This window comes from Spiroplasma ixodetis, from assembly GCF_040369795.1.
Taxonomy (GTDB): domain Bacteria; phylum Bacillota_I; class Bacilli_A; order Mycoplasmatales; family VBWQ01; genus Spiroplasma_E; species Spiroplasma_E ixodetis_B.
Genome location: NZ_AP028955.1, coordinates 548,583 through 561,078, shown reverse-complemented (window position 1 = coordinate 561,078; position 12,496 = coordinate 548,583). Strand labels below are relative to the sequence as shown.

Genomic DNA, 12,496 nt, shown 5'->3' with positions numbered 1-12,496 from the left:
TAAAAAAACTACAGTTAGAATATTTTTCTGGTAAAAGTTGAATGTTTTCTATAAAATTTCAAATTATATATGACTTTTTAATAAAAAAATTGTTGATATTTTTGCTGATAATGGAAAAGTACATGATTTTCAAATATTAAAAAATTCAAATCTTGAATTTTCAGAAAAAACAATAATTATTGGTGATTTGGGATATCAAGGAATACAAAATATTTATAAAAATACTATATTACCAATTAAAAAAACTAAAAATAAAAAATTAACTAAACAAGAAAAAATCTACAATAAAATTATTTCAAAAATTAGAATTAAAGTTGAACATGTTTTTGCTTGATTAAAAAGATTCAAAATTTTAATAAATAAATGTAGAAAAAGTATATTTAGACTTATGTACTTAAGATTTAACTTACTTTGTGAAATTTTTAATAAAACAAAACCATTAAAATAAAAAAATATTTTTAATATTTTTTTAAAAATTTAAATTTTTATCAAGTTAATATAAAAATAATATTAACAATTTTTGTGTTTGAAATATAAATTTATTTTTAAAGTATTTTTTTAAAAATATTAACTTCTATAATTATTAACACTAAAAAATTTATAAATATTATTATTGACAATTGATTAAATTTATTTACGGAATATGTCTATAATACTAGTGAAAATGCTCGCAATGGTATAAGTTCAAAAAAATTAATAACCCAACAAGGTAAAATTGAGATTAATGTACCACGAGATCGTAATAGTAATTTTGAGCCAGTAATAGTTGCAAAAAGACAAAGAAGATTTGATGGTTTTGATCAACAAGTTCTTTCATTATATGCCAAAGGCATGACTTTATCAGATATTAGAATGCAGTTACAAGAGTTATATCATGGTGCTGATATTAGCGAAAGTGTTATTAGTCAAATTACTGATGATGTTATTGATGATGTTAAAGCATGACAAAATCGGCCATTAGAAAGTGTTTATCCGATTGTTTATTTTGATTGTATAGTAGTTAAAGTACGACAAGATAAACGCATTATTAACAAATCAGTTTATATAGCACTAGGAGTTGATTTAGAAGGTAAAAAAGATGTTTTAGGTTTATGAATTAGTGAAAATGAAGGTTCTAAGTTTTGATTATCTAATTTCACAGAAATGAAAAATCGAGGCTTAAATGATATTCTTATTGCTTGTAGTGACAATTTAACAGGAATGTCAGAAGCAATACAATCAGTTTATCCTAAAACCGAACATCAATTATGCATAGTTCATCAAATTAGAAATAGTTTAAAATATGTTTCATACAAACATAGAAAATCACTAGTTACAGATTTAAAACCAATTTATAGTGCATGTAGTGAAGAACAAGCAATGCAAGCTTTAGAATCTTTTGAAAGTAAATGAAATAAACAATATCCTCAAATTGCTAAATCATGATATAAAAATTGAGATAATTTAATGGTTTTTATTAGTTATCATGCAGAAATCAAAAGAGTTATTTATACAACAAATGCTATTGAATCTGTTAATAGTCAATTACGAAAAGTTATTAGAAATAAAAAAGTTTTTCCAAATGATATGGCAGTTTTTAAAATATTTTACTTAGCAATTGAAAATATAACAAAAAAATGAACAATGCCCATTCAAAATTGAAATACAGCAATTGCTCATTTTATGATAAAATTTGAAGATAGAATTAATCTAAACTAGTAACTTTGTAAAAAGATACACAGATTTTTAAAAAGCCTCAAATAAGGTACTTTCCTAAAAACTGTGTTTTTTAAATAAATTTTAGTTGTAAAATCACTAAGTTACACAGATTACTAAACATTGCCGAAAATACAATTAAGAATGGAAAATGATATTTTAAAGCAAGCAGCACTAATAATAGGCAGAAAATAGAAATTATTACTAAAAATAAAGTTAAATATAAAATTCGTACAATGTGTCGTTTTTTAAAAATATCTAAATCAACATATTATTTTAATTTCAAGAAAAAAGAAGATAAAATTAAAAATAATATGTATGATGAAGCTGTTATTAGTGCTTTTAAAGAAAATAAAGAAGCTTATGGAACAAGAAGATTAAAAGTTGTTCTAAAAGAAAAGAAAATTAATTTATCAAGACGAAAAATTAAAAAAATTATGAATAAACATAATTTAATATCAAAATACACTAAATTATCATACAAAAATTATCATAATAAAGTCAATGATAGTCAAATTACTAATCTTGTTAATAGAGACTTTAATAATAGGCTTAAAAATGAAGTTATTGTTAGTGATTTAACTTATGTTCAAGTTAATGGTAAATGAAACTATATTTGCTTATTAATCGACCTGTACAATCGCGAAATTATTGGACATAGTGTAGGTACTAAAAAAGATGCATCATTAGTATATCAAGCATTTATGTGCTCAAATCGTTGTTTAAAAAATATTCAAATATTTCATAGCGATCGCGGTAATGAATTTAATAATAAAACTATTGATAAACTTTTATTAGCCTTCGATATTACCCGCTCTTTAAGAAAAAAAAGGTTGTCCTTATGATAACGCTGTTGCTGAAGCAACTTTCAAAACTTTCAAAACAGAGTTTATTAATTATAAAAATTTTACATCATTAATCCAATTAAAATTAGAATTATTTGATTATATCAATTGATACAACAACATAAGAATCCACAGCACTCTAAACTACTTAACCCCCATAAAACACCAAGCACAAATGTCTACCAAAAAACAGTCCTAAAAAGGGTTGCCATTACAAAATATAAACTTTCAGTTGAAGAAAGATTGATGATGACTTTAGTATACTGAAAAGAATATTATACTTTTTTCCAAATGAGTATTAAATATAAAATGAGTGCATCAAGTTGTTTTCGAAATATTACTTGAGTAGAAAATAAACTTAGTGATGACAAAGATTATCAGTTTTTAAAAACAAAATATAAATCAAAAATTGAGAAAAAAAAGAAGATTTAAATGAATTTCAATTTTATTTAATTGATTCAACTGAAATTGAAATTGAAAGACCAACTAAAAAAACTACAGTTAGAATATTTTTCTGGTAAAAGTTGAATGTTTTCTATAAAATTTCAAATTATATATGACTTTTTTAATAAAAAAATTGTTGATATTTTTGCTGATAATGGACAAGTACATGATTTTCAAATATTAAAAAATTCAAATCTTGAATTTTCAGAAAAAACAATAATTATTGGTGATTTGGGATATCAAGGAATACAAAATATTTATAAAAATAATATATTACCAATTAAAAAAACTAAAAATAAAAAATTAACTAAACAAGAAAAAATCTACAATAAAATTATTTCAAAAATTAGAATTAAAGTTGAACATGTTTTTGCTTGATTAAAAAGATTCAAAATTTTAATAAATAAATGTAGAAAAAGTATATTTAGACTTATGTACTTAAGATTTAACTTACTTTGTGAAATTTTTAATAAAACAAAACCATTAAAATAAAAAAATATTTTTAATATTTTTTTAAAAATTTAAATTTTTATCAAGTTAATATAAAAATAATATTAACAATTTTTGTGTTTGAAATATAAATTTATTTTTAAAGTATTTTTTTAAAAATATTAACTTCTATAATTATTAACACTAAAAAATTTATAAATATTATTATTGACAATTGATTAAATTTATTTACGGAATATGTCTATTGTATGGTTTTGGCATAATTTAATCTTCCTAATCTATTTTAAATATTGCTGAATTGTACTTTTAAATTCAAAAACTGTTTAAATTACATATTATTATTTTACATTATTTATGAGTAAACATTACTTTAGTTAGCTATATATAATATAGATGAAAAAATAAATATAGTTTTCAATCCATTATTTTTTTAAAAAAATAATTGATTTTTTTATTTTGAAAGGAAGATTTTGATACCAGTTACTGAACAAGAAAAACGTAAAAGAGAAAGTTCATAAATAAAAAAAGGAATTAAAACCTTTGAAAAAGAAATCGAAGAAAATGATAAACAAATTAAAAATTAAAAAAAGAAATAAAAAAATGAGAAAAACTAAAATTAGATATTAATGATGAAAAAAATAATTAAGTAAAGAAGTTAAAAATCTTGAGATAGCTTTAAATAAAATTAAAAATAAATTAAAGGAAAAAAAACGAGAATTAAAAGATATTAAAAAAGAACTAGAAAAATTATCAAAAAATAATGTTTCAAATAATGACCCGCAACCTTCAACTTCATCAGCAGTACCCAGCTCATTTAAAAGTTGAAGTGAAAAATTATTGAAATCAACAGAAGAAGTAACAAAAAATGACTCTTTATTAAAAGAAAATTCTAAAAATCCGGATATTTCTTTACATTAATTTTATAGAATGGAAATTTATATAACTTTAATTTATAAACTGAATTTTATTAGAAAATGAACAATAATTTTACTTCAATTTTGAACAGATATTGTTCATTTTTTTTCTTTTTTTATAATTTTTATAAATTATAAATTGATATATATAAAATTACTGTTATAATTTTACTAGCATAATATTTAAAATGGAGTTAGAAGCAATATGAGTAAATCTAAAATTTCATTAAGTTTAAAAAATGTTGAATTTCGTTATAAACCAGAATACAATAACGCTGTTGATAATGTTAGTTTTGATATTAATCATGGCGAATATATTACTGTAATCGGTCATAATGGTAGTGGTAAGTCAACACTTTCAAAAATTATTATTGGTGTTTTACACAAACAAAAAGGTACGATTCAATTATTTGGTGAAACAATTACTAATAAAAACATTAAACAATTACGTAGTCACTTAGGTATTGTTTTTCAAAATCCTGATAATCAATTTATAGGTTCAACTGTTCGTGATGATATTGCTTTTGGCTTGGAAAATCATTTAGTTGAACCCAGTGATATGCCAGCAATTATTGACAGAGTTTCTAGGGCAGTGGGTATGGAAAAATATTTAGATCATGAACCGCTATGATTATCTGGTGGTCAAAAACAACGTGTAGCTATTGCTTCAGTTTTAGCTTTAGAACCTGATATTATTATTTTTGATGAGGCAACTAGTATGCTTGATCCAAAAGGTAAACGAGAAGTTAAAGAAATTATGTTAAAATTACAAGAACAACGCAATAAAACTATTATTTCTATTACTCATGATATGGATGAAATTATTAATGCCGATAAAATTATTGTTATGAATAAAGGTAAGTTAGTTCGTTATGGAAATCCATCTGAAATATTAAAAGAATGAGAGTTTTTACAAAGTATTCATTTAGATATTCCTTTTGTTTTAAAAGTATCGTTAGGTTTAAAAAATAAGGGGATTAATATTAATGAAACATTAAGTGAAGAGGAGCTGATTTCTAACTTATGTCAATTAAATTCAAAGAAGTAAGTTATACTTATTCTCCAAAAACCCCTTATCAATATCAAGCATTAAAAGATATTACTATCGAAATTGTTGAACAAAAAATAGTTGCTATTATTGGTGAAACTGGTAGTGGCAAATCAACTATGATTCAACATATTAATGGTTTATTAGTTCCAATGGCAGGTTCGGTTGCCATTAATGATTTTATTATTAAGGCTAATCAAAAAAAAATTCGTGATATTAAAAAAATACGTAAACAAATTGGCTTAGTCTTTCAATTTCCCGAATATCAGTTATTTGAAGAAACTATTGAACGAGATATTATGTTTGGACCAGTTAATTTTGGTGAGAAAAAAGATAAAGCACGAGAGTTAGCAAAAAAATATATTAATTTGGTTGGATTAGACGAAACATATTTATCAAGAAGTCCATTTGATTTGTCTGGTGGTCAAAAACGAAGAGTTGCTATTGCTGGTATTTTGGCATTACAAGGTCATACTTTAATTTTAGATGAACCAACAGCAGGACTTGATCCCGATGGTGAAAAAGAATTAATTAATTTATTTTATGATTTAAATCATAAAGAAAATAAAACTATTATTTTAGTAACTCATAATATGAATCATGTACTAATGGTTGCTGATGAAGTTATTGTATTACATAATACACAGATTTATAAAAAAGCAGATCCAATTACTGTTTTTAGAGATAAAAAATTAATTACCGAAACCGGAATTGAACCACCAAAAATTTATAGTTTTTTATATAAATTAGAAGCAGCAGGATTTGATACATCAAAAATTACTGCTAGAAGTGATTCAGAATTAATTGACCAGCTATCAAAAATATTATCCAAAAAAAATAGCAATAAAAAGTAAGGAGTAATAAATAATGAAAGTTAGTTTTGGTCGTTATTTACCTTTAAATTCAATCATTCATCGTGTAGATCCAAGAATTAAATTACTAGTTTTAATTTGTTTAATTGCTTCACTTTTTTTTCATACTGGTTTTGAAGGTTACGCTCTTATTGGTTTTACTGTTATAACAATTTTCTTTTGTGCAAAATTACCTTTTATGATGTTATTAAAATTAATGCGCCCCATTTTATTTATGGCATTTATTTTATTTATAATTAACTGTTTTTTAACTGATGGCCCTAATGTTGGAATGATTTGACGTTGGCACGGTATTAAGGTATCATATAAAGCTATATTTGTTAGTATTTATATTGCTTTTAGAATTTATTTAATGATTTTAATTACAACAATTTTAACAACCACAACACAACCATTAGATTTAACATTAGCATTAGAAGATTTAATGTTACCATTAAAATTAATTAAATTTCCAGTACATATTATTTCAATGATTATTTCTATTGCTCTTCGTTCAATTCCTACATTATTAGATGAAGCCGGTAGAATTTTAAAAGCGCAAGCATCACGTGGTGTAGATTTAAAAAATGGTCATTTTAAAGAAAAAGTTAAATCGTTAGTATCATTAATTATTCCCTTATTAGTTTCTTCATTTCAAAAAGCAGAAGATTTAGCGTACGCTATGGATTCAAGGGGTTATGATCCACAAGGTAAAAGAACACGTTTTCGTCAATACCATATTGATTTTAAAGATATATTTTTCTTTATTATTGGTGTAGGATTGTTAGCGTTTCTTATATCTTATACTTATCATCCAGAAATTTTTTGAAGAATTCCATTTATTGATGATTATTATTCACAATAATAAACGTATATGAATTAGCTTTACTAATTTTAAATGTTATTAATATTAAATTTAATTAAAAATTTTGCAACAAGTGTCATAATATTTATCATTTTTGTTTTTTCTTATACTCAATATTATTTTTTTAATTAAAAATTCTTAATTTAAATTTAAAATATATTAATAATTAAAATTAATTAAGGAGTAAGTCCGGTTGATAAATTATAATCATAAATATCGGTAATGTTTAGTAATCTGTGTAACTTACAAAAATAACTATAGACATATTCCGTAAATAAATTTTTTAAAAGTCAATTAATAATTTAAAATTTATTTTATAATTTCTTTATTAATAAATTAATAAGGTGTTGATAAAAATGAATTTTGAAAATTTAAAAAAATTAAAAAATGAACAATTTTATAGATATTTTGGTATAAAACGTTTTCATTTTGATGAAATGTTAACAAAATTAATTGAAATAGAAAATTTAAAAAAACTAAAGGTAGAAAATATAAACTTTCAGTTGAAGAAAGATTGATGATGACTTTAGTATACTGAAAATAATATTATACTTTTTTCCAAATGAGTATTAAATATAAAATGAGTGCATCAAGTTGTTTTCAAAATATTACTTGAGTAGAAAATAAACTTAGTGATGACAAAGATTATCAGTTTTTAAAAACAAAATGAAAATCAAAAATTGAGAAAAAACAAGAAGATTTAAATGAATTTCAATTTTATTTAATTGATTCAACTGAAATTGAAATTGAAAGACCAACTAAAAAAAACTACAGTTAGAATATTTTTCTGGTAAAAGTTGAATTTTTTCTATAAAATTTCAAATTATATATGACTTTTTTAATAAAAAAATTGTTGATATTTTTGCTGATAATGGAAAAGTACATGATTTTCAAATATTAAAAAATTCAAATCTTGAATTTTCAGAAAAAACAATAATTATTGGTGATTTGGGATATCAAGGAATACAAAATATTTATAAAAATACTATATTACCAATTAAAAAAACTAAAAATAAAAAATTAACTAAACAAGAAAAAATCTACAATAAAATTATTTCAAAAATTAGAATTAAAGTTGAACATGTTTTTGCTTGATTAAAAAGATTCAAAATTTTAATAAATAAATGTAGAAAAAGTATATTTAGACTTATGTACTTAAGATTTAACTTACTTTGTGAAATTTTTAATAAAACAAAACCATTAAAATAAAAAAATATTTTTAATATTTTTTTAAAAATTTAAATTTTTATCAAGTTAATATAAAAATAATATTAACAATTTTTGTGTTTGAAATATAAATTTATTTTTAAAGTATTTTTTTAAAAATATTAACTTCTATAATTATTAACACTAAAAAATTTATAAATATTATTATTGACAATTGATTAAATTTATTTACGGAATATGTCTAATGTTTAATTATTTCTAGTAAATAAAATTAAATAACTAGAAATAGTGAGTTACGTATGTCTAAAAAACAAAATATTAATAATAATGTTCCAATATCAAAAGCAGTAGATTTATTAATAGAAAATACTGAAGATTTAACAACAGTTTTTAAAGAGGGAGGTTTATATAAAGAATTAACAAAAAGATTAGTTGAAAAAATGTTGAATTCTGAAATGCAAAATTATTTAGGATATGAAAAAAATCAACATAATACTAGTGAAAATGCTCGCAATGGTATAAATTCAAAAAAATTAATAACCCAACAAGGTAAAATTGATATTAATGTACCACGAGATCGTAATAGTAATTTTGAACCAGTAATAGTTGCAAAAAGACAAAGAAGATTTGATGGTTTTGATCAACAAGTTCTTTCATTATATGCCAAAGGCATGACTTTATCAGATATTAGAATGCAGTTACAAGAGTTATATCATGGTGCTGATATTAGTGAAAGTGTTATTAGTCAAATTACTGATGATGTTATTGATGATGTTAAAGCATGACAAAATCGGCCATTAGAAAGTGTTTATCCGATTGTTTATTTTGATTGTATAGTAGTTAAAGCACGACAAGATAAACGCATTATTAAAAAATCAGTTTATATAGTACTAGGAGTTGATTTAGAAGGTAAAAAGATGTTTTAGGTTTATGAATTAGTGAAAATGAAGGTTCTAATTTTTTATTATCTAATTTCACAGAAATGAAAAATCGAGGCTTAAATGATATTATTATTGCTTGTAGTGACAATTTAACAGAAATGTCAGAAGTAATACAATTATTTTATCCTAAAACCTAACATCAATTATGCATAGTTCATCAAATTAGAAATAGTTTAAAATATGTTTCATACAAACATAGAAAATCACTAGTTACGGATTTAAAACCAATTTATAGTGCATGTAGTGAAGAACAAGCAATGCAAGCTTTAGAATCTTTTGAAAGTAAATGAAATAAACAATATCCTCAAATTGCTAAATCATGATATAAAAATTGAGATAATTTAATGGTTTTTATTAGTTATCCTGCAGAAATCAAAAGAGTGATTTATACAACAAATGCTATTGAATCTGTTAATAGTCAATTACGAAAAGTTATTAGAAATAAAAAAGTTTTTCCAAATGATATGGCAGTTTTTAAAATATTTTACTTAGCAATTGAAAATATAACAAAAAAATGAACAATGCCCATTCAAAATTGAAATACAGCAATTGTTCATTTTATGATAAAATTTGAAGATAGAATTAATCTAAACTAGTAACTTTGTAAAAAGATACACAGATTTTTAAAAAGCCTCTTTTTTACCTTCTAATTCAACTCCTAGTGCTATATAAACTTATTTGTTAATAATGCGTTTATCTTGTCGTACTTTAACTACTATACAATCAAAATAAACAATCGGATAAACACTTTCTAATGGCAGATTTTGTCATGCTTTAACATCATCAGTAATTTGACTAATAACACTTTCACTAATATCAGTACCATGATATAACTATTGTAACTGCATTCTAATATCTGATAAAGTCATGCCTTTGGCATATAATGAAAGAACTTGTTGATCAAAACCATCAAATCTTCTTTGTCTTTTTGCAACTATTACTGGTTCAAAATTACTATTACGATCTCGTGGTACATTAATCAATTTTACCTTGTTGGGTTATTAATTTTTTTGAGCTTATACCATTACGAGCATTATCACTATTATTATGTTCATTTTTTTCATATCCTAAATAATTTTGGAGGATTTTTAAAAATCTGTGTATCTTTTTACAAAGTTGCTAGTTTAGATTAATTATATCTTAAAATTTTATCATAAAATGAGCAATTGCTGTCTTTCAATTTTGAATGGGCATTGTTCATTTTTTTGTTATATTTTCAATTGCTAAGTAAAATATTTTAAAAACTGCCATATCATTTGGAAAAAATTTTTTATTTCTAATAACTTTTCGTAATTGACTATTAACAGATTCAATAGCATTTGTTGTATAAATCACTCTTTTGATTTCTGCAGGATAACTAATAAAAACCATTAAATTATCTCAATTTTTATATCATGATTTAGCAATTTGATGATATTGTTTATTTCATTTACTTTCAAAAGATTCTAAAGCTTGCATTGCTTGTTCTTCACTACATGCACTATAAATTGGTTTTAAATCTGTAACTAGTGATTTTCTATGTTTGTATGAAACATATTTTAAACTATTTCTAATTTGATGAATTATGCATAATTGATGTTCGGTTTTAGGATAAACTGATTGTATTGCTTCTGACATTCCTGTTAAATTGTCACTACAAGCAATAAGAATATCATTTAAGCCTCGATTTTTAATTTCTGTGAAATTAGATAATCAAAACTTAGAACATTCATTTTCACTAATGCATAAACCTAAAACATCTTTTTTACCTTCTAAATCAACTCCTAGTGCTATATAAACTGATTTGTTAATAATGCTTTTATCTTGTCGTACTTTAACTACTATACAATCAAAATAAACAATCGGATAAACACTTTCTAATGGCCGATTTTGTCATGCTTTAACATCATCAATAACATCATCAGTAATTTGACTAATAACACTTTCACTAATATCAGCACCATGATATAACTCTTGTAACTGCATTCTAATATCTGATAAAGTCATGCCTTTGGCATATAATGAAAGAACTTGTTGATCAAAACCATCAAATCTTCTTTGTCTTTTTGCAACTATTACTGGCTCAAAATTACTATTACGATCTCGTGGTACATTAATCTCAATTTTACCTTGTTGGGTTATTAATTTTTTTGAATTTATACCATTGCGAGCATTTTCACTATTATTATGTTGATTTTTTTCATATCCTAAATAATTTTGCATTTCATAATTCAACATTTTTTCAACTAATCTTTTTGTTAATTCTTTATATAAACCTCCCTCTTTAAAAACTGTTGTTAAATCTTCAGTATTTTCTAGTAATAAATCTACTGCTTTTGATATTGGAACATTATTGTTAATATTTTTTTTAGACATAAGTAACTCACTCTTTCTATTTATTTAATTTTATTTACTATAATTAAATAAACATAGTTATTTTTGTAAGTTACACAGATTACTAAACATTACCGAATGTTCATTTAGAATAATCTATTCCGCAGCCAGAATTATTCGGTATTATCTTTTCTGGTGATTTAAATTTAATTATTGCCATTTTTTAAGCCTCTTTGAATTGTTGATTTACTAATTAACACTATTTTTTCTATTTCTCTTAAAGATAATCCCATTTTTGTAATAATTCAATTGATTCAATATTTAACATTTTAACAATTGATTTTTCTACCTAATAATCATATATAATTGACTCAGTTATAATTCTTTCAACTAAAGAATAATCTATTTCTTCTTTTTTATATGTTAATATTTTGCGACAAATTTCCTTTTCAAACTTAATGTTATTTAAAATAGCTAAAGAAAATAATTCTTTTTCAAAAATTTCTAAACCAATATTATTCATCTTAATATTGACATTAAATCTTCTTAAAGTTGCTGAGTCTATGGAATTGACTTGATTAGAAATTGCAAATAAAATTATCCCTTTTGGTAATGAGTCTAAAATTATATTAAATGTTCCAATCATTCTTTGATATTCATCATTTATTTCTCTATTTCTAGAACCAATAAGAGAGTCAAACTCATCAATTATAAAAATAGAATTTATATAATTTTTTCTAATATCTATTAATAATTTTTGGAGTTTTTTGGAGTTTCACCTAATTTATGAGAAGTTAAATTTGGAGCACTAATTGAAAATAATTTTTTATCAAGTGATTTTGCAATATCACTTACAAATGATGTTTTTCCTGTTCCAGGAAGACCAGTAATTAAGATTTTAACTGCTCCAATTTTAGAAGTTTTATTATGATCTCCTAAAAAATAAATCATTTTTTGTAATGA

The 12,496-nt window shown here is 22.8% G+C and carries 14 protein-coding genes and 2 pseudogenes; 12 read left to right on the top strand and 4 right to left on the bottom strand.

Translation table 4 applies throughout. From position 1 onward, the window contains the following. Positions 1 to 37 precede the first annotated feature (37 nt). The 12 genes and pseudogenes from ABWV63_RS04015 to ABWV63_RS03960 all read left to right on the top strand — a co-directional run bounded on the left by ABWV63_RS04015 (position 38) and on the right by ABWV63_RS03960 (position 9,816). Positions 38 to 448 (top strand): transposase family protein, encoded by a 411-nt coding sequence (locus ABWV63_RS04015; protein WP_353305744.1) that lies wholly within the window; start codon positions 38 to 40, stop codon positions 446 to 448. Between the two features lie 104 nt (positions 449 to 552). Then, positions 553 to 1,698, top strand: coding sequence for an IS256 family transposase (locus ABWV63_RS04010; RefSeq protein WP_353307170.1), 1,146 nt, complete (start codon positions 553 to 555; stop codon positions 1,696 to 1,698). 233 nt (positions 1,699 to 1,931) lie between these two features. Then, complete coding sequence (locus ABWV63_RS04005; RefSeq protein WP_353306911.1) at positions 1,932 to 2,543, top strand: DDE-type integrase/transposase/recombinase; 612 nt, start codon at positions 1,932 to 1,934, stop codon at positions 2,541 to 2,543. A 43-nt stretch (positions 2,544 to 2,586) separates the two neighbouring features. Further along, on the top strand, positions 2,587 to 2,739 hold the full coding sequence (locus tag ABWV63_RS04000; RefSeq protein ID WP_353307169.1) for an IS3 family transposase: 153 nt from the start codon (positions 2,587 to 2,589) through the stop codon (positions 2,737 to 2,739). Between the two features lie 329 nt (positions 2,740 to 3,068). Beyond that, positions 3,069 to 3,476, top strand: a complete 408-nt coding sequence (locus ABWV63_RS03995; RefSeq protein ID WP_353306910.1) for a transposase family protein — start codon at positions 3,069 to 3,071, stop codon at positions 3,474 to 3,476. 1,077 nt (positions 3,477 to 4,553) lie between these two features. Beyond that, complete coding sequence (locus ABWV63_RS03990) at positions 4,554 to 5,396, top strand: energy-coupling factor transporter ATPase (RefSeq protein WP_353306909.1); 843 nt, start codon at positions 4,554 to 4,556, stop codon at positions 5,394 to 5,396. After that, positions 5,372 to 6,250, top strand: a complete 879-nt coding sequence (locus ABWV63_RS03985) for an energy-coupling factor transporter ATPase (RefSeq protein ID WP_353306908.1) — start codon at positions 5,372 to 5,374, stop codon at positions 6,248 to 6,250. The genes ABWV63_RS03990 and ABWV63_RS03985 overlap by 25 nt, the downstream gene beginning before the upstream one ends. Before the next feature lie 13 nt (positions 6,251 to 6,263). Next, positions 6,264 to 7,112: an energy-coupling factor transporter transmembrane component T gene (locus ABWV63_RS03980; protein WP_353306907.1), complete on the top strand. Its 849-nt coding sequence runs from the start codon at positions 6,264 to 6,266 to the stop codon at positions 7,110 to 7,112. Positions 7,113 to 7,468: 356 nt separating this feature from the next. Continuing rightward, positions 7,469 to 7,642: a hypothetical protein gene (locus ABWV63_RS03975; RefSeq protein WP_353305528.1), complete on the top strand. Its 174-nt coding sequence runs from the start codon at positions 7,469 to 7,471 to the stop codon at positions 7,640 to 7,642. A gap of 32 nt (positions 7,643 to 7,674) precedes the next feature. Continuing rightward, complete coding sequence (locus ABWV63_RS03970) at positions 7,675 to 7,890, top strand: hypothetical protein (protein WP_353306906.1); 216 nt, start codon at positions 7,675 to 7,677, stop codon at positions 7,888 to 7,890. Further along, positions 7,887 to 8,321 (top strand): transposase family protein, encoded by a 435-nt coding sequence (locus tag ABWV63_RS03965; RefSeq protein WP_353307168.1) that lies wholly within the window; start codon positions 7,887 to 7,889, stop codon positions 8,319 to 8,321. Before ABWV63_RS03970 ends, ABWV63_RS03965 begins: the two co-directional genes overlap by 4 nt. A 257-nt stretch (positions 8,322 to 8,578) precedes the next feature. Beyond that, positions 8,579 to 9,816, top strand: a pseudogene (locus tag ABWV63_RS03960) (IS256 family transposase). A 78-nt stretch (positions 9,817 to 9,894) separates the two neighbouring features. Here ABWV63_RS03960 and ABWV63_RS03955 read toward each other — a convergent pair. The 4 genes and pseudogenes from ABWV63_RS03955 to ABWV63_RS03940 all read right to left on the bottom strand — a co-directional run bounded on the left by ABWV63_RS03955 (position 9,895) and on the right by ABWV63_RS03940 (position 12,484). After that, positions 9,895 to 10,011, bottom strand: a complete 117-nt coding sequence (locus ABWV63_RS03955; RefSeq protein ID WP_353307167.1) for a transposase — start codon at positions 10,009 to 10,011, stop codon at positions 9,895 to 9,897. A 42-nt stretch (positions 10,012 to 10,053) separates the two neighbouring features. Continuing rightward, entirely contained in the window at positions 10,054 to 10,203 is a 150-nt protein-coding gene (locus ABWV63_RS03950) for a transposase (protein WP_353306905.1), read from the bottom strand. Positions 10,204 to 10,360: 157 nt separating this feature from the next. After that, positions 10,361 to 11,575, bottom strand: coding sequence for an IS256 family transposase (locus ABWV63_RS03945; protein WP_353306904.1), 1,215 nt, complete (start codon positions 11,573 to 11,575; stop codon positions 10,361 to 10,363). 307 nt (positions 11,576 to 11,882) lie between these two features. Continuing rightward, positions 11,883 to 12,484: pseudogene (locus ABWV63_RS03940) on the bottom strand (ATP-binding protein). Between the last annotated feature and the right edge of the window lie 12 nt (positions 12,485 to 12,496).